The following is a 17,750-nucleotide window of genomic DNA, read 5'->3' as shown; positions in this document are numbered from 1 at the left end:
AAGTCCCCTTTGGGGATTTAGGGGATTTAAGCGATATCGTTTATTTCTTCAATATTCTGTTTTTTGCCCATTCCTTCTTCATCGTAGATCTGTATTCTGGAACTTACATTTAAAATAATTCCCAACTGAAAATAAGTCACCAGCATTGATGTTCCACCATAACTTATCAGCGCCAAAGGTTGACCAGTCACAGGAATTAAATTTACCGCTACGGCAATATTTACGGCAACTTGCACGAAGATCATTATCCCGATCGCGAGAACCAACAATGACCCGAAAAATGCTGGCATCTTACTGGCAATTATTACGATCCGAATGATCATAATTAAATAAAGCGCAATTAAAAAAGTAGCGCCAATTATTCCATACTCTTCAACGACGATTGCAAAAATAAAATCAGAAACGGATTGCGGTAAAGTTGTTTTTAAAGCACTTTTTCCTGGTCCCATTCCAGTAATTCCACCGTGAACGATTGCCGCTTTGGCTTGCATGACTTGGTAATTTTTTGCTTTTAATGCTTCATCATCAACGCCGGCCGCTTTTTTTGGACTTGTGAAAGTTTCAACACGACTCATCCAGGTGTGAACGCGGTTTCCGCCTATTAAACTTGTATTTAATGCGACAACTAAAAATAAAATAATTGCCATAACTGAAACTGAAGCAAACCCGACAATGTACTTCCAATTCAGTTGACCGATAATTAAAACCGCAATAGAAACCATTAAAATCATTAAAGCGGTAGAACCATTATCTTTTGCCACCAAACCAAAAACCAGTAAAACCGGTCCGAAAATATAGAGTACGTTTTCAAAAGGAAGTCTTTCGCGTTTTATTTTTTTCGTTAAATAGCGACAGAGATAAATAATTAACATTAAATAAGCAAAAGACGAAGGTTGGAAAGAGATCGGCGTTCCGGGGATTTTTAACCAGCGTGAAGCCGATGCACCATCAATAGTTTGTCCGGTGAAAATTGTTAAAATTAGAAGTACAATGGTTACGCCCAAAAGGAAACTGCTTAATTTCCCCAAGTATTCATATTTTATAGTTCCCACACCGCGCATAATAGCCAAACCTACCACAACAAAAACCATATGTTTTATGACGTGACTTGTCGTAGTTCCATTATTCACAATGTATTGCAAATTTGAACTTGCTGAATAAACCGGGAAAATTGAGAAAACAGAAATAACAATAATGACCATCCAAAGCACTTTATCGCCTTTTAGATATTCAAATTTGTTTTCTGTAGTTTGGTTTTCCATATCCTCTCCCAAACCCTCTCCAAAGGAGAGGACTTTTTTACGGGTATTTTTTAATTGTGGTTTTTTAAAACCTGTTGTTTAAATTGATTGCCGCGGTCTTCATAATTTTTAAAAAGATCAAAACTCGCGCAACATGGTGATAATAAAACTGCATCCCCAAATTTTGCCAAAGATTTCGACACTTTTACCGCTTCTTCCATACTTGAAGTGCTGTAAATCAATTCTTTTTTATCTTTAAAGAAATCTATAATTTTCTGATTATCAATCCCTAAACAAACAATTGCTTTTACTTTTCTTTTTACGAGATCTTCAACTTCCGTATAATCATTTCCTTTGTCCGTTCCGCCAACGATCCAAATTGTTGGTTTTGTCATACTTTCTAAAGCGTAATAGGCTGCATTTACGTTGGTCGCTTTGCTGTCATTGATAAAAGTGACGCCATTTATTTCTGGTAAATTTTCTAATCGGTGCTCAACCGCCTGAAAAGTCATCAGAGAATTTCTGATATTTTCATTGCTGATGTTCAGTATTTTACTCGCAATTGAAGCGGCTAAACTATTCGCAATATTATGATTTCCGACTAAAGAAAGATCTTCAATTTTCATTGAAAAAGTGTCTTTAAAATTGACGTTTATAGTTCCATTTTCTATAAATCCACCTTCCGATAATTTTTCCTTTAATGAAAATGCGATCTTATTTACTTTTAAATCCAGTTGTTCTAAAAGTTTCTGGCTCATTTCATCATCTTTATTGTAGATGAAATAATTATCATTTTCCTGATTTTCGGCAATTTTAAATTTTGCCAAAGCGTATTCCTCGTAATTATAATTGTATTGATCCAAATGATCCGGACTTAAATTTAAAAGCAAAGAAATGTAAGGTCTGAAATTTTGAACATCGTCCAACTGAAAACTGCTCACTTCCAAAACATAGTAATCGAATTTTTCACTAGCGACTTGCTTTGCGAAACTTGTCCCGATGTTTCCGCCTAAACCGACATTTAGTTTGGCGTCTTTTAAAATGTGATAAATTAAAGAAGTGGTCGTTGTTTTTCCGTTGCTTCCAGTGATCGCGATAATTTTTGCATCTGTAAAAGCCGCGGCAAATTCTATTTCAGAAGATAATCTGATATTTTTTGCCTTAATTTTTGCAATTATTTCCGCTTTTTTCGGAATTCCTGGACTCTTAATGATCCAATCTGCGCTTAGAATTTTTTCTTCTGAATGTTTTCCTTCTTCAAATTCTATCCCGTTATCAATTAATAATTGTTTGTAATTTTCCAAAATCTCACCTTTGTCTGAAAGAAAAACTTCCAAACCTTGAGATTTCGCGAGAAAAGCCGCGCCAAAACCGCTTTCGCCGCCACCTAAAACTACAATTTTCTTCATATAATTAATTCTCTTTTCAGAGTTTTTATTTTTATCTAAAATCTTCAACTTTGATACTAATTGCAGCCCGACTTGAGTGGAAATCCTTTTTGCCTGCGAAAACCTTTCTTTCTAAAAAACCAATTTCGTGGCAAAAAGATTGGGAACGGAAGGCGGAAATGCTGCCATAAAAAAATAATTAGTAAGCATTCGACGTAGTCAAATTGCTGCCCAAATATTAAAGTTTAAAATTCATATTCTATCTTACTTTTAATGTTATTAAACAAATAATCGCGAGCATAACACCGATGATTATCATGCGGTTAACGATTTTACTTTCGTGGTAACCTTCTTTTTGATAATGGTGATGCAAAGGCGACATTTTAAATAATCTGTTATTCTGCGCGTATTCTAAACCAAATTTTTTCTTTCTGTATTTAAAGACAAAAACCTGCGCAATTACCGAGATATTTTCTATTAAAAAGACACCGCATAAAATCGGGATCAAAAGTTCTTTTCTTAAAATTATTGCTAAAACTGCAATGACTCCGCCAAGCATTAAACTTCCTGTATCGCCCATGAAAACCTGAGCCGGATAAGTATTGTACCAAAAAAATCCGATAACTGCGCCGACTAAAGCGAGCGCAAAAATGGTGGTTTCACCCATGTTTGGCAGGAACATTATGTTAAGATAATCGGCGAAAATTATATTACCCGAAACGTAGGCCAAAAACGCCAAAGTGAGCAGTATGACGACGCTTGTGCCGGAAGCCAAACCATCAATTCCGTCAGTGATATTTGCACCATTTGAAACTGCAGTAACGATAAAAATCACAATAGGAATAAAAACCAACCAAGACCATTCTGCGGCTTTTTCTGGCGACATCCAGAATAAAATTTTACTGTAATCAAACTCGTTATTTTTCGCAAAAGGAACGGTAGAAATTGTTGCTTTTTCGGCTTCCTGAAAGTTTTGTTCGACGTTATTTCTATTAATCACGGTTGCATCTGCATATTTTCTTTTGACAGTAATGTCTGGATGAAAATACATGGTGATACCGATTATTAAACCCAAACCAACTTGTCCGATCACTTTAAATTTCCCGCTAAGTCCGTCTTTGTTTTTCTTTACTTTTTTAAGATAATCATCAATAAATCCAATGATGCCCATCCAGATTACCGAAATAATTAGAAGAACGATATAAATATTGAGAACCCTTGTAAATAGAAAAACCGGAATTAGAGTCGCAATAATGATAATTAACCCACCCATCGTTGGGGTTCCTTCTTTCTGTTTTTGTCCGTCCAGACCAAGATCGCGAACCATTTCGCCCATTTGTTTTTTACGCAAATAATTGATGATTTTTTTACCGTAAACCATTGCGATAAGCAAAGATAAAAGCACAGAAATTGCTGCTCTAAAAGAAATATATCTTAAAAGATTTAAACCAGGAATGTAAATTCCGTGGCTCGTGAGATATTCGTAGAGGTAATACAGCATAGTTACTATAAGTGATTAATGATAATTGATGATTGATTACAGTCCTTCGCCTAACTTTTTCTTGTAAGCAGCGGTTATTTTTAAAATTTCCATTGCTTCATTTTTTAATTCTTTTAATATTTCGCGCGATATCATATTTATTTCTTCTGTTACTTCAAGCCAAAAAACTGTTTCGTCCGCTTCTTCGACAACAATACAAATTTTAGCATATTTTTCTTTTAGCGATCTTGCTCTACACATTGCTCTATAATTTGCAGCAACTGAACTCGAACATCTAAATAATTGTTTTCTAATTACCGAAACTTTATCTGAGTAAGGTAAGTTTGAAAAATTATTAATAATTTTTACGGTCAATAATTTTGTTCGGTCTGCAATTATTTGGTTAAAATTATTTTCCATTTTTTAATTATCAATTATCAATTATCAATTATCAATTATCTTTCATCATTTATAATTACTTACCCATAATATTTAGAAGTTCAGCAATAATTTCTTTGTCATCAAAATGATGTTTTACGCCATTTATTTCCTGATAATTTTCGTGTCCTTTTCCGGCGACCAAAATAATGTCTTTCGGTTCTGCGAATTTTATGGCTGATTTTATCGCATCTTTCCGATCTGGAATGCTTAAAAATTTATTATAGTTTTCCGGTTTTACACCGGCTTCAATTTCTTTGATAATTTCCTGCGGGTTTTCACTTCTCGGATTATCCGAAGTTATAATTGCCAAAGTTGATTTCGATGCTGCAACTGCGCCCATTTCAGGTCGTTTTGTTTTGTCCCGATCGCCGCCACAACCGAAAACACAGATCAATCTTTCATTTTTTGTCCGGATCTCATTAATACTGTCTAAAATATTTTCCAGCGCATCCGGCGTATGTGCATAGTCGACGATGAAGAAAATTCCGCTTGGTGATTTTATAGTTTCAAATCTTCCTTTGACGCGTTTTAACTGAGAAATTGCGGTCAAAATTTCGCTTTCCTCAAAACCACATTCTGATGCAATACCAAAAACTAAAAGCAAATTGTAAACATTAAACTTTCCAGTGATTGTTGTCCAAACTTCTTTGTTGTTGAAATTCATCAACATGCCGTTAAAATCCGCTTCCAACAATTTTCCGTGGAAATCTGCCATTGTTTTCATGGCGTAAGATTTTTTCTTTGCTAATGTATTTTGCAACATTACATTTCCGTTTTTGTCGTCCACATTTGTAATGGCAACGGCGGAAGAAGGCAATTCATCAAAAAATCTTTTTTTAGTATTTAAATATTCTAAAAATGTGTGGTGATAATCTAAATGATCGTGCGTAATATTCGTAAAACCGGCGATTTTAAAATGCAAACCTTCAATTCTATCCTGGTGAATTCCGTGGGAAGAAACTTCCGTAAAAGCATATTCGCAACCGATTTCCAGGGCTTTTGCTAAAATTTTATTAATGGTTAAAACGTCTGGCGTTGTGTGCGTCGATGGAATAATTTCGTCACCAATTCTATATTCAACAGTTGAAATTAGTGCTGAAGAATAACCTAAAATTTTAAAAACATCAAATAGCAGTGTGCAAACTGAAGTTTTTCCGTTTGTGCCTGTAACGCCAATTAACTTTAATTTTTCTGAAGGATTTCCATAAAAATTTGCGGCTAATTTGCCTAAAGTTTTAGAAGCATTTTCTACTTTAATGTAAGTACAGTTTTCTTTAAAATCATTTGGAAAATTTTCACAAACAATTACTGAACTTCCTTTTTCAATAGCAGAATTTATAAAATCATGACCATCAGAAATTGTTCCTTTTACTGCAACATAAAGAGAAGCTTTGAAGGCTTTTCTGCTGTCAAAAACAATTTCAGAGACTTCACGGTTTATTTCACCATGAATTTCTAAAGTTGGAATTCTATTTAAAAGTTCTTTTAATTTCATTTATAATAATTTCACCCTTTCAGGATTTTTGAATTCGCCAAAGGCAAATTCCTACATTAATTTTGTAAAGTCAAATATATTCTTTGATTCTTTTTTAAATCACTTCCCTGAAGTGGAAATTGTCCTTTAATTTTCCCAACGCCTTTAAAATTAACGCTGTATCCCAAATTTTCTAATTGAGGAATAATATTTTTACCAATTAAACCTGTGACATTCGGCATTTTGTTTGAGTCAATCACCACTTTTACCGGATTATGAACCATTTTGCTGAAATCTACTTTTTTATCTTTCAATAAGTCTTTTTCAATATTTAATGGTGTTTTAAGGAAAGTTTTTCCTGCTATTTCTTTAAAAACGGGCGCAGAAACTGAAGCGCCATAAAAACCAATCGATGTATCTGGCTGATTAATCATCACAACACAAGTATATTTTGGATTATCTGACGGATAAAATCCCATAAAAGAGGCCTGATATTTAAAAGGTCCGGGTTTCCAGTATTCAAATCTGGCGGTTCCGGTTTTTCCTGCGATTTTTAAATTTGGCGTGTAAATACTTTTAGCGGTTCCTTTTTCTACGGCTTGCGTTAAAGCAGAAGTCATCTCGGCGATTGCTTTTTCTGAAGCCATTTTTTTCACCATTATTTCCGGTTTTCCGGTAAATAATTCCTGACCGTCTTTCAAAATTTTATCAATGAAAAGAGGTTTTAGCATGACGCCTTTATTTGCAATTCCATTGTAAAATGCCGCCATTTGCAACAGACTAAATCTTGAGGAATAACCATAAGCCAATGACGCCAAAGTCGCTTTGTTCCAGCGTTTATTTTCTGGTGTTACAATAATTGGTTTTACAACGCCGGGAAGTTCAATGTCCATTTTATCAAACATTTTCCATTTTCTAAGATGGTCTAAAAAAACTTCCGGCTTATCGCGATAAGCACCAGTAATTAATTTTGCCGCGCCAACGTTGCTTGAATGCGCCAAAACATCACTAACGTCATAATTTCCGCTTCCGTGATCTGTAATTTTTTGTCCTTCGTAAGTCCAGGCGGTTGAAGTTTGAACGCGGGTATTTTCATCGATTAAACCATCGTCCATCGCCGCTAAAAGCGAAACAGTTTTAAAAGTTGAACCAGGTTCTGTTGCGTCTTTAATGATATAATTGTAGGCATCCGCGTAAATTCCGGGTTCTGTGCGACGGAGATTTACCATTGCTTTTACTTTTCCTGTGGCGACTTCCATTACAACCACACAGCCGTGATCTGCATTGAATTTTATCAATTGTTTTTCTAAAGCAGAATGGGCGATATCCTGGATTCTTAGATCTAAAGTTGTATAAACATCCTGTCCATCAACCGGTTCTTTTACTTTCCAGTAATCGATTGGTTTCCATTGGCTTGAGTTAATTCTTTGCTCTAATCTCGTACCGTCTGTTCCTGTTAAATATTTAGAAAACGCACCTTCCAGACCGGAAGAATATTCGCCATTATCCATTCCAATTGTGCCCGCGCCAATTTCTGTGGTTGCCAATTCTCTTTTAAAATTTCTGTCAATGATAAAACCGCCTTTATTTTTACCTTTATTGAAAATAGGGAAGTGTCTTATTCTGTCATATTCGTCAAAATCTAAACCTTTGATCAATTGGTAATACTGATTTTTAGCCTTTTTCTGCGAATCAAATTTCGCCCGGAAATAATTTCGGGGTTTGCCAAACATTAAACTTAAAGAATCAGTAAGCGCGGAAATATTATTATTATAAATAGTATCACGCATCGTTCTGAAATCTAAAAAAACATCGTAGCGCATAACAGTGGTCGCTAAGATCGAACCGTCAGAAGCATATAGATTTCCACGGGCAGCAGGAAGAGTTGCTTCTCTATAATTTTTATTGATATAATCGTCCTGAATTTCCTCAACATTGGTGTTTTGTAGAATAGCAATGCGCGCAATAAATATCACGAATACAACCAACGCCGTCAGTGCAAAAAGGTAACCCCATCGCAACGCGTTTTTTCGTTTTACGTCATATTCATTTTGCTTTTGCATCAGATGGATCTAGTTTTATCAGTAATTTATGTGGGTGATTTTCAAGTGTCAGTAAAGAATCTGCGACCATTTCTTTTCCAAGTTCAGATTCTAATTTTACCTTTATTAATTTACTTTGTGCGTACGCATTTCTTGATTTATATTCTTCAGTTTGTTCTTTTAACGCATTCACCTGTTCAATTTTTGTACTTACCAGATGATTGCTGTAAATCATGATCATCATTAAGACAAAAATCAACAGAAAATATTTGTAATGAATTTTTACTTCATCACGGTTGAGAAAATTTCCTTTTAAAATATCAATAAAAGTGAGTTTCTTCTGGGTTTTATATGTTGGTTTTTTTACCAATTTGTTTAAATTTTTATTCCAGTGCGCATTTTTGCACTTCTTGCGCGGCTATTTTCTTCTATCTCATTTTCATCTGGAATTACTGCTTTAGTCTGCAATAAATTAAAAAATTTAGGGAAATTTCCATAGATATCACGCGGTTGTTCGCCTTCAAACTTGCCATTTTTCAAAAATCTTTTTACCAAACGATCTTCCAAAGAATGATAAGAAATAACGACTAATCTTCCTTCTGGTTTTAAAATTCTGTACGATTGCTCAAGCATTTCTTTTAAAGCCTCTAATTCCTGATTTACCTCAATCCGAATCGCCTGAAAAACCTGCGCATAAAATTTATTCCTATTTGGTGCGGGGATATATTGAAAAATATCTTTCAATTCCTGCGTTGTTTTTATTGGTTTAATGAGCCTTTTTGTAACGATGTCTTTCGCTATTTTTCTGGAATTTCGCAATTCCCCGTAGTTGTGAAAAATATCAGCAAGGTGCTCTTCTTCATATTTATTGATAACTCTCTTTGCGTCCAACTGCTGTTTTACGTTCATTCTCATATCCAAAGGCGCGTCGCTTCTTGTTGAAAATCCGCGGGTTGCTTCGTCAAACTGGTGAGAAGAAACACCTAGATCTGCTAAAACTCCATCAACTGAAGAAATGCCGTAAGCCAAAAGCGAGTTTTCTAAAAACCGAAAATTCTGATTAATCAAAGTAAATCTTTCATCATCGATTGTATTTTCTAACGCATCCAGATCTTGGTCAAAACTAAAAAGTCTGCCTTTTGGTGATAATTTTTTTAAAATTTCACGCGAATGTCCACCGCCGCCAAAAGTAACATCTACATAAATTCCATCGGGATTTGTAATGAGATCTTCTACGCTTTTGTGCAGCAAAACTGGATTATGATACATTTTCATCTAAATTTAAAGTTCCCATCACGTCTTCTGCCAAAGCCGCAAAATCAATATCACTGCCGTAAATTACCTTTTCGTACGATTCTTTATCCCAGATTTCAAAAATTTCACCTGCGCTTGTGATCACAATTTCTTTCGTCAAATTAGCAAATGTCGTTAAGTCTTTAGAAATCTGTAAACGTCCCGCAGAATCAAATTCCACCATTTTGACACCTGCTGTAAAAAGGCGGATGAAGTCTGCATTTTTCTTAATGAATCGGTTCAATCCGTTGATTTTTGACATCACTTTTTCCCATGCATTTGGTGGATAAACTTCCAGACAAGCCTGAAAAACAGAGCGTTTAACTATGAATGTGCCATCGGTGAATGTGGCCATTTGCTTCACAAGTGAAGATGGCACTTTTAGGCGACCTTTGTCGTCTATCTTACATTCGTATGTTCCGATGAATTGATTCATTTGGGACAAATTTATAAAATATTTCCATATTCTCCCACTTTTTCCCACTTTTTGACTTAATGTGGATAAATAAATCTGAAAACGCCCGTGTTTACTTAATTATTTGATTTTAAATATTTTAGCAATCAAACTTTTATTTCAAACATTTATAAAATTTTGATATTTTTACCTAATAATCAGTAACATTAACAAAGCCAAAAAATGTTTATAAATTGGTGTTAAATTTGTATTTTTGCCAAGCCCCAGAAAAAGGTTATGAGATTTAAAATAAAAAAACAAAAAAAGTTCGATTTTATTCATGAAGGAGAAGGTCAGCCTTTGGTCTTGCTGCATGGTTTAATGGGCGGACTAAGTAATTTTACCAGTATGGTAAATTTTTTCTCAGAAAAAGGATTTTCGGTATTCGTGCCGGTTTTACCGATTTATGATTTACCAGTTTTAAATACAAACCTCACAACAATTGCAAAATTTGTAGCAAAATTTATTGACGAAGAAATTGGAAAACCTGTCACAATTGTTGGAAATTCTATGGGTGGACACGTTGGTTTGATTTTGACAACAACACGACCTGACCTGGTTGAAAATTTAGTTTTAACAGGAAGTTCGGGATTATATGAAAGAACTTTCGGCGATAGTTTCCCCAGAAAAGGCGATAAAGAATATATAAAGAAGAAAACAGAAGAGGTTTTTTTTGATCCAACAATCGCAACTGACGAGTTGGTGGATGAGGTTTTTGCTTTAGTAAATGACCGCATGAAAGGTATTAAAACTGTCATGCTTGCGAGAAGTGCTATCAAACACAATATGCTGAATGATCTTCCAAATATTAAATGTCCGGTTTGTATTATTTGGGGAAAACAGGATAATGTGACGCCGCCGGAAGTGGCAATTGACATGAATAAATTTATTCCTAATTCAGATTTGTACTGGATTGATGAATGTGGCCACGCCGCAATGATGGAAAAACCGGAAGAATTTAACGAGATTCTTCATAAGTGGATAGAAAATAAATAAAAACAATGGAGGATGTAAAAACCTCCATTTTTAGTATGGTAATAAAAACAGCAGAATTTGTAAAAAGCAGCAGTAGATGGCAGGATTGTCCGGAACCAAATATGCCGGAATATGCATTTATTGGTCGCTCAAATGTGGGAAAATCTTCTCTCATTAATGCGATGATGAATCACAAAGATTTAGCAAAAACTTCACAAACGCCCGGGAAAACACAACTGATCAATCATTTTTTAGTGAATGAAAATTGGTCACTAACAGATTTACCAGGTTTTGGATATGCGCGCGTTTCAAAGTCAATGAGAAGAGATTTTGAAAAAATTATCACCAATTATATTTTAAACAGAACCAATTTGGTTAATCTTTTTGTTTTAATTGATATTCGTCTGGCGCCACAAAAAATTGATCTTGAATTTATGGAATGGTGCGGTGAAAGTGCTGTTCCGTTTAGTATTGCCTTTACAAAAGCAGACAAATTAAAACCTGGCGCGGCAGATAAAAATGTGGCCGTTTATAGAGAAGAACTTCTCAAAACCTGGGAAGAAGTGCCTGAAATGTTTGTGACTTCTGCGGAGAAAAAACTGGGTGGAGATCTTATTTTAGACTTTATCCGCACGACAAATGAGATGTTGGTAAAAAATAATATAAAATTTTCATGACCGATTTAGTTTGGAAAGTTAAAAATTTTTCAGAATTATCTGCAGAAGAGGTTTATAAAATTTTAAATATTCGGCAGGAGGTTTTTGTGGTAGAGCAAACTTGCTATTATTTGGACGCTGACAATTATGACCAAAAAGCCATTCATCTTTGGGCCGAAAAAAACGGTGAAATCGTTGCTTATCTGAGAATCTTTAAAGAAAACATAAAATATCCGGAAGCGAGTATTGGTCGGGTCTTGACTTCGAAATCTGTTCGAGGTGAAGGTTTGGGTAAAATTTTGGTTGGTTATAGTTTGCAGATAATTTTTAACCAATTGAGAAGTAAATCAGTGAGAATTTCCGCTCAAGATTATTTAATTAAATTTTATTCTAATTTTGGTTTTGTCGACACAGGCAAAAAATATCTGGAAGATGATATTCCGCACACGGAAATGATTTTGAAGGTTGATTAATTTTTCAAAGGTTCTATCTCAAACAGATTTCAAAGATTTGGGCGGATTTAATTTTTCTAAATTATTCTTTTTTAAATTTCAAGGGAAAAAAATCTATCTCTAATTATTTACAAACCTTATTTATCGCAAAAACCTGCAGCCCGACTTGAGTGAAGCTCTTTTTGTGAAGCAAAGCGGAACAAAAAAGCGGGAACGGAAGGCGGAAAAGCTGTCATAAAAAAATAAAAGTTAAACATTATATAAAGTCAAACTTTACCAAAAAAAATTGAAGATGGAATTTTCCGTCTTTTTTTGTTTAATAATCTTTAATTAGAAGCATTTTGTTAAATTAGCGGAACTAAAAAATTTAATATGAAAAAAGTATTTTTATTATGCACTTTTCTTCTAAGCTTTCTGCAAATGCGTGCAGACGAGGGAATGTGGCTGATGATGTTGGTGAAAAGACTGAACGGAACAGACATGCAAAAGGAAGGTTTGCATCTTACGCCGGATGAGATTTATTCCGTAAATAATTCGAGTTTAAAAGACGCCATCGTAAGTTTTGGTGGTTTTTGTACGGGCGAGATCGTTTCTTCGCAAGGTTTGGTTTTTACGAATCACCATTGCGGTTATGATGCGATCGCAGCAGCTTCTACACCGGAAAAAGATTATTTAAAAAATGGTTATTGGGCGATGAAACGCGATCAGGAATTTAATGCGAAAAATCTTTACGTTAGATTTTTGGTAAGAATGGATGATGTTTCTAAACGCATCAATACTAAATTAACTAGTGACATGACGGCGGAAGCCAGAAAAGCAGCGATTGACGCAGAATACAAAGCAATCCAGACAGAAAATTCTGAAAACGGAAAATATACTGTTGTTGTAAAAGATTTTTTTAAAGGAAATGAATTTTATTATTTCGTTTATCAGGATTATAAAGATATTCGTTTAGTTGGCGCTCCGCCGGCTTCTTTAGGAAAATTTGGTGGCGATACAGACAACTGGGAATGGCCGCGTCATACTGCGGATTTTAGTATTTTCAGAGTTTACGCAGATGCGAATAATAATCCTGCAGAATACGCAATGGGAAATGTGCCTTTGAAACCAAAGCATTTTTTACCGGTTTCTCTTAAAGGTTACAAACCTGGTGATTTTGCAATGATTCTTGGATATCCGGGAACTACAAACCGGTATTTAACTTCATTTGGAATTCAGCAAATGACTACAAAAGATTATCCGGCTTGGGTAGAAGCTTCAAAATTATCTATGGATGTTATGAAAAAATACATGGATAAAGATGATGCAACGCGCTTAGATTATGCGTCACAATATGCTAGTGTAGCGAATTACTGGAAAAATCGTCAGGGAACAATTGATGCAGTAAATGCAAATGGAACTGTTGCCGAAAAACAACAAGCTGAAGCAGCTTATCAAAAATGGGCACTTTTACCGGAAAATGAACCGGTTTATGGTGGTGTTTTAAATGATATCCAAGCTTATTACAAACAAATTTCGGAGAGAAATGTAGAACGTAATTTTTCTTCGCAACTGCAGAGAAACGCAAAATATATTCCTGTCGCTTTCTCTTTGGGAAGTTTATTTAAAACTTATGCTGATCAGGATGCGGCCGGACAAGCAGCGATGAAACCAAAAGTGCAGGCAGCAATTGACAGACTTTATGATAATTTTCATGCTAATGTAGAAGGCGAGATGCTTAATTCTTTGGTAAATCTTTACCAGCAAAGAGTTTCTAAAGACGTTGCGTCGCCTGCAGTTTTAGGTGCAGATGCCAAAAACTTATCATTAGTTGCAGCATCTTCTATTTTTGCAAACAAAGAATCTGCAGTAATGTTTTTAAATAATCCTGACAGATTAAAAATTGACGGTGACCAATTATTTCAGTTTGCAAATGCTTATATCTCAGATTATAAAATGTTATCAGGAAGATTTGTAAAAGTGGATGAAAGTTTTGAAAAAAATAACCGTCTTTATTTAGCAGGTTTAATGATGGCAAGTCCGGACAAAAAATTCTATCCTGACGCAAATTCTACGATGAGGTTAACTTACGGTCAGGTTGACGTTTTGCCAAAAAGAGATGATAGAAATTACAAAGGTGTGAAAGAAAATTTCTACACCACAATGGGCGGAATGGTTGACAAGTACAAAAAAGGTGATGAAGAATTTGATCTTCCACAGAAAGTTTTAGATCTATACAAAAAGAAAGACTTCGGAATGTATAAAGACAGAAGCGGTTATATGCCAATTAATTTCTTAACAAATAATGACATCACGGGCGGAAATTCCGGTTCACCAGTGATTGACGGTTACGGAAGATTGATCGGTTTGGCTTTTGACGGAAACAGCGAAGCGCTTTCTGGCGACATTGTTTTTGAACCAAAATTGCAGAAAACGATTAACGTTGATGTTCGCTATGTACTTTGGGTAATTGACAAATATGCAGGCGCAGGCCACATCGTAAGTGAATTATCTTTGGTAAAATAGAGATTACAGTTTAAATATTTGATAAAAGAAAAGCCACAGAAATGTGGCTTTTTTTATTTTTCAATTTTATTTAAAGATCCGATTAAAAAAACCTTTCTTTTTTTCAGGTTCAGCTTTTTTATCATCAGCTTTTAATTTGTCGGTTACGTTTTCCACGGCTTTGCCAACGTCTTTAACTGTTTCTTTGGCATCTTTGACTGTACTTTTAACGTTATCGACACTTTCTTTAAAGTTGATGCCGATCAAATGTTTGGCTAAACCATTTTCCATTCCTTTCCAAAGAAGATTAAAAAAGGATTTGGTATTATCTCTTTTTACATGCTCAATACTCACGGATTCTGGATATTTTTCTGCATCTGTTTTAATAAATAAATTGGCGATCCCGGAAAGTAATTTCTTCTTTTTGCCTGAATCTTTATCTCTGATCGCGATTTTCAAATTATCATGATCCATTTTCATTGTCCCATTTATTTCCACAGGATTTCCGGTGAAACTGAAATTCAGTTTTTTGATAACGCCCGTCGCCGTGACGTGCAAATAAGGTTCAATAAAAGGATTAAGCCTTGGCGCAGGCATATTACCCACATTTCCGGAAATGGTAAACCTGTCATTTTGATCTAAAACATTAAAGCCCCAGTTTAAATGAAGCGGTGAACCATTCATAAAACCACTGTTTATGGTAATAGCAACCTGTGTTGGTTTCCCTTTCATTTTCCCGGAATTAATATTTTTTACATTCAAATTAAAATTATCAAATTCCAGTTTTCCAGGTCCGTCACTCGTCGCAATATCTTCTTCATAAACCAAAATAGAATTTTTTATATCTAAATTATTAATGAAAAGCGGAAATTTAATGGAACGCAGCATCTTTGAATAAAGCGGTTTTACCGTTAAATCATCTTTCGGAATTTTACTTCTAAAAATATTCGCGTTCATATTATTGAGCGTCACATTTGAAAGATTGATAATTTTATCCTGATTTAAAAGATCATAATTTCCAGCAAAAGAAATGGATGCTGCTTTTAAATTGTAAAGATCTTTTTCCGTCGGGATCATTTTAATAAACTGTGCTCTAGAAACCAATGGAATCATCGCAAAATTAGAAATATTTCCGCCTTTTTCAGTCACTTTTATGGCATTTGCCGAAATCTTATAGAATTGGCTTGGATTATAAATTAAACTGTTTGCGGTGAAATTATAATTGGCACTTTTCATCAGAAGCTGTTTTGCTTCGTTTTGATTTAATTCCAATTCATTAATATTTAAATTTAATCCATTCAAAGCCATTGGTTTTCCCTTGCTTTCAACATTTAAATCTGAGTTCTTTAAATTTATTTTATGAATTTTTAGTGGAAAATCTAAGAAAGAAGGTTTATTTTTCTTTTCAGTTTTAACTTTTGATGTTGCGATTTTTCCTTTAATTTCATCCACTAAAACATCGTCAATTTCCATTTTTAATTTAGAATCAACCATTTTCCATTCTTTCAACTTTATTGAAACTGACTTTGTGTTGACGTCAAAATAATTTTTATCAGAAGACTGATTTTCAGATTTTAATGCAATTTGATTTAAAACAATATTTTTTGGATCAACTTTTAAATTTAAAACCGACAAATGATCGTTTTCCGTAAAATAGTTGATATTTTTTCCATTAAGCGCAAAAGCTTCGTATTGAAAAGGTAAACTTTCTTTTGTAGTTTCACCATTCATTACAATTTTTGAAATATTTAAATTTAGATTTCCGCCAGTAAAAAGTGGCGTTTGATTTGGTTTTTCAACGTCAACAGTGGCATTATTTAAAATCAGGTTTCCTAAATTAACATCCAGCGTAAAATCCTTTTTATCTTTTGCTTTCGGTTTAACGCCAGTTGTATAAATTTTTACATTTGGCTGTTCCAAACGAAAACTTTTTAAATCTATTTTTTTATTTTTAAAATTAAAACCTTCAACAACTGCTTCAGAAGATTTAAGATTAAATAAATTACTTTTAGTTGGATAATAATGGGTGAATTGCGAATAACTTAAAAGCGGTAAAAAGGAAAATTTTCGAATATTTAAAACACCATCTTTGGTTTTGATTTGATCCGCTAAAAATAAATACACATTGTCCGGACGAAAATATACTTTATTAGCTTCAATAGAATAAGAGTCAAACCCAACAGGCAAGCCGTTATCCTGAGTTTCGGAAGATAATTCTAAATCGGTAATTTTAAGGTTAAGATCATTTGAACCGGCGATTTTTCTTTTATTGGCTTTGAAAACCTGAATTTTTCCATTTCTAATTTCTAGATTTTTTAATTCAATGGGATTTTGCTCTTTTTTACTCTTATTTGTCTTCTCGGGAAGTTGGATATTTAAAACTGGTTTAGCTAAAACTATACTTTTAGTACTAATTCTTTTGTTAAAAATTGCATCGTAAATGCCTAGACGACTGATCGTAATCGAATCAATTGTTCCCTGAAGTCCTAAAATTTTGTTTTGATTAGGATTTTTGTTATTAACAGTTATTCCTTGCGCGAGGATATTTCCTGAAAGCAATTCTACATCAAGTTTTTGATAACTGATCTGATAATTTGTATTTTTCTTTAAATAATCCGGAAGATTATTTTTAAGCCAAAAATTTATACTAAAATTCACAATTAATAAAAGAAGCAAAATACTTCCAAAAATGATGGTAAAAATGCGGAAATATTTCTTATTCATGATAAAGTTCTAATATAAATTTAAATTTCATTTGTGTTTTTACTCTTAAAGATAAAAAAACCGTGGAATAAAAATTCTACGGTTTTTTCACTTAATTTTTAAAAAATTAATTGGCAGGAACGCTGTTAAAGTTGAGAGAAACACGTAAATTCATATCAGAACTTGTTGCATTTTTTAACACATAAACCGTTCTCACTTTTAAATTATTGCTTTTTACAACATTGTCTAAATAGCCAGAATCGCCGATGTCTAAATTTAAAGAGTTGCCGGAATTGCTAAAATCAGAACGTGAAGCAACCAGTTTTTCAGCAGTTCCATCAGAGGATACATAAACTTTAAAAGATTTAAAATCTGCCAAAGAGCCGTTCGAAGGTGAAATCAAGGTAACTTTCGCCTCAGAAATTCTCACATCTTTAATCTGTGCATTGTTGTTTCCACCAAACCAGCTTTGCACATTTGAAGCCGTTGTTGAAGAAGAAACTTCCTGATTTGCAGGAATGCCCGTTGAAACCAAAACCGTTGCATTGTACGGAAAAGTGTTTTGAACGAGTGACTGAACTGTACTACAACTTACTAAAGTCGCTGAGGCAATGATGCCTGTTAAAATTAAATTTTTCATTTTGCTTTTTTAATAAATGTTATTTAA

Annotated in this window: 15 protein-coding genes; 4 read left to right on the top strand and 11 right to left on the bottom strand. The window is 34.1% G+C overall.

The genetic code is table 11. The features are described 5' to 3' along the window. Nucleotides 1-26: 26 nt before the first annotated feature. The 9 genes from BM238_RS09390 to mraZ form a co-directional block, all read right to left on the bottom strand. Nucleotides 27-1,262 (bottom strand): FtsW/RodA/SpoVE family cell cycle protein, encoded by a 1,236-nt coding sequence (locus BM238_RS09390; RefSeq protein ID WP_090080172.1) that lies wholly within the window; start codon nucleotides 1,260-1,262, stop codon nucleotides 27-29. A 50-nt stretch (nucleotides 1,263-1,312) separates the two neighbouring features. After that, nucleotides 1,313-2,650 carry a UDP-N-acetylmuramoyl-L-alanine--D-glutamate ligase gene (gene murD, locus BM238_RS09385; RefSeq protein WP_090080483.1) on the bottom strand — a complete coding sequence of 446 codons (1,338 nt, stop codon included), beginning with the start codon at nucleotides 2,648-2,650 and terminating at the stop codon, nucleotides 1,313-1,315. Nucleotides 2,651-2,888: 238 nt separating this feature from the next. Then, entirely contained in the window at nucleotides 2,889-4,130 is a 1,242-nt protein-coding gene (mraY, locus tag BM238_RS09380; protein WP_090080170.1) for a phospho-N-acetylmuramoyl-pentapeptide-transferase, read from the bottom strand. A 36-nt stretch (nucleotides 4,131-4,166) separates the two neighbouring features. Further along, nucleotides 4,167-4,529 (bottom strand): four helix bundle protein, encoded by a 363-nt coding sequence (locus BM238_RS09375; protein WP_090080169.1) that lies wholly within the window; start codon nucleotides 4,527-4,529, stop codon nucleotides 4,167-4,169. A 55-nt stretch (nucleotides 4,530-4,584) separates the two neighbouring features. Beyond that, nucleotides 4,585-6,045, bottom strand: coding sequence for a UDP-N-acetylmuramoyl-L-alanyl-D-glutamate--2,6-diaminopimelate ligase (locus BM238_RS09370; RefSeq protein ID WP_090080166.1), 1,461 nt, complete (start codon nucleotides 6,043-6,045; stop codon nucleotides 4,585-4,587). Nucleotides 6,046-6,101: 56 nt separating this feature from the next. Next, nucleotides 6,102-8,087, bottom strand: coding sequence for a penicillin-binding transpeptidase domain-containing protein (locus tag BM238_RS09365; protein WP_090080164.1), 1,986 nt, complete (start codon nucleotides 8,085-8,087; stop codon nucleotides 6,102-6,104). Beyond that, nucleotides 8,071-8,436, bottom strand: coding sequence for an FtsL-like putative cell division protein (locus tag BM238_RS09360; protein ID WP_090080161.1), 366 nt, complete (start codon nucleotides 8,434-8,436; stop codon nucleotides 8,071-8,073). Before BM238_RS09360 ends, BM238_RS09365 begins: the two co-directional genes overlap by 17 nt. 5 nt (nucleotides 8,437-8,441) lie before the next feature. Continuing rightward, nucleotides 8,442-9,335 (bottom strand): 16S rRNA (cytosine(1402)-N(4))-methyltransferase RsmH, encoded by an 894-nt coding sequence (gene rsmH, locus BM238_RS09355; RefSeq protein WP_090080481.1) that lies wholly within the window; start codon nucleotides 9,333-9,335, stop codon nucleotides 8,442-8,444. Then, nucleotides 9,325-9,795, bottom strand: a complete 471-nt coding sequence (gene mraZ, locus BM238_RS09350) for a division/cell wall cluster transcriptional repressor MraZ (protein WP_090080159.1) — start codon at nucleotides 9,793-9,795, stop codon at nucleotides 9,325-9,327. The genes rsmH and mraZ overlap by 11 nt, the downstream gene beginning before the upstream one ends. Before the next feature lie 255 nt (nucleotides 9,796-10,050). Here mraZ and BM238_RS09345 point away from each other — a divergent pair, with 255 nt between their 5' ends. The 4 genes from BM238_RS09345 (at nucleotide 10,051) to BM238_RS09330 (ending at nucleotide 14,401) form a co-directional block, all read left to right on the top strand. Next, nucleotides 10,051-10,809 carry an alpha/beta fold hydrolase gene (locus BM238_RS09345; protein WP_090080158.1) on the top strand — a complete coding sequence of 253 codons (759 nt, stop codon included), beginning with the start codon at nucleotides 10,051-10,053 and terminating at the stop codon, nucleotides 10,807-10,809. A 35-nt stretch (nucleotides 10,810-10,844) separates the two neighbouring features. Further along, on the top strand, nucleotides 10,845-11,465 hold the full coding sequence (yihA, locus tag BM238_RS09340) for a ribosome biogenesis GTP-binding protein YihA/YsxC (protein ID WP_090080156.1): 621 nt from the start codon (nucleotides 10,845-10,847) through the stop codon (nucleotides 11,463-11,465). Continuing rightward, entirely contained in the window at nucleotides 11,462-11,917 is a 456-nt protein-coding gene (locus BM238_RS09335; protein WP_090080154.1) for a GNAT family N-acetyltransferase, read from the top strand. The genes yihA and BM238_RS09335 overlap by 4 nt, the downstream gene beginning before the upstream one ends. 351 nt (nucleotides 11,918-12,268) lie before the next feature. Continuing rightward, on the top strand, nucleotides 12,269-14,401 hold the full coding sequence (locus tag BM238_RS09330) for a S46 family peptidase (RefSeq protein WP_090080151.1): 2,133 nt from the start codon (nucleotides 12,269-12,271) through the stop codon (nucleotides 14,399-14,401). Nucleotides 14,402-14,467: 66 nt separating this feature from the next. On the opposite strand, the gene BM238_RS09325 is transcribed toward BM238_RS09330, so the two are convergent. Next, nucleotides 14,468-17,104 (bottom strand): AsmA family protein, encoded by a 2,637-nt coding sequence (locus BM238_RS09325; protein ID WP_090080149.1) that lies wholly within the window; start codon nucleotides 17,102-17,104, stop codon nucleotides 14,468-14,470. A gap of 106 nt (nucleotides 17,105-17,210) precedes the next feature. Next, complete coding sequence (locus tag BM238_RS09320) at nucleotides 17,211-17,723, bottom strand: hypothetical protein (protein ID WP_090080146.1); 513 nt, start codon at nucleotides 17,721-17,723, stop codon at nucleotides 17,211-17,213. Between the last annotated feature and the right edge of the window lie 27 nt (nucleotides 17,724-17,750).

The organism is Halpernia frigidisoli (genome assembly GCF_900113805.1).
GTDB classification, from domain to species: domain Bacteria; phylum Bacteroidota; class Bacteroidia; order Flavobacteriales; family Weeksellaceae; genus Halpernia; species Halpernia frigidisoli.
The sequence above is the reverse complement of the archived record's forward strand: the minus strand, read 5'-3'. Positions and strand labels throughout refer to the sequence as shown.

Bases quoted from the DNA above. Each gene is read 5' to 3' on its own strand.
- BM238_RS09390 (WP_090080172.1), bottom strand. From the start codon at position 1,262: ATGGAAAACCAAACTACAGAAAACAAATTTGAATATCTAAAAGGCGAT.
- murD (WP_090080483.1), bottom strand. From the start codon at position 2,650: ATGAAGAAAATTGTAGTTTTAGGTGGCGGCGAAAGCGGTTTTGGCGCG.
- mraY (WP_090080170.1), bottom strand. From the start codon at position 4,130: ATGCTGTATTACCTCTACGAATATCTCACGAGCCACGGAATTTACATT.
- BM238_RS09375 (WP_090080169.1), bottom strand. From the start codon at position 4,529: ATGGAAAATAATTTTAACCAAATAATTGCAGACCGAACAAAATTATTG.
- BM238_RS09370 (WP_090080166.1), bottom strand. From the start codon at position 6,045: ATGAAATTAAAAGAACTTTTAAATAGAATTCCAACTTTAGAAATTCAT.
- BM238_RS09365 (WP_090080164.1), bottom strand. From the start codon at position 8,087: ATGCAAAAGCAAAATGAATATGACGTAAAACGAAAAAACGCGTTGCGA.
- rsmH (WP_090080481.1), bottom strand. From the start codon at position 9,335: ATGTATCATAATCCAGTTTTGCTGCACAAAAGCGTAGAAGATCTCATT.
- mraZ (WP_090080159.1), bottom strand. From the start codon at position 9,795: ATGAATCAATTCATCGGAACATACGAATGTAAGATAGACGACAAAGGT.
- BM238_RS09345 (WP_090080158.1), top strand. From the start codon at position 10,051: ATGAGATTTAAAATAAAAAAACAAAAAAAGTTCGATTTTATTCATGAA.
- yihA (WP_090080156.1), top strand. From the start codon at position 10,845: ATGGTAATAAAAACAGCAGAATTTGTAAAAAGCAGCAGTAGATGGCAG.
- BM238_RS09335 (WP_090080154.1), top strand. From the start codon at position 11,462: ATGACCGATTTAGTTTGGAAAGTTAAAAATTTTTCAGAATTATCTGCA.
- BM238_RS09330 (WP_090080151.1), top strand. From the start codon at position 12,269: ATGAAAAAAGTATTTTTATTATGCACTTTTCTTCTAAGCTTTCTGCAA.
- BM238_RS09325 (WP_090080149.1), bottom strand. From the start codon at position 17,104: ATGAATAAGAAATATTTCCGCATTTTTACCATCATTTTTGGAAGTATT.
- BM238_RS09320 (WP_090080146.1), bottom strand. From the start codon at position 17,723: ATGAAAAATTTAATTTTAACAGGCATCATTGCCTCAGCGACTTTAGTA.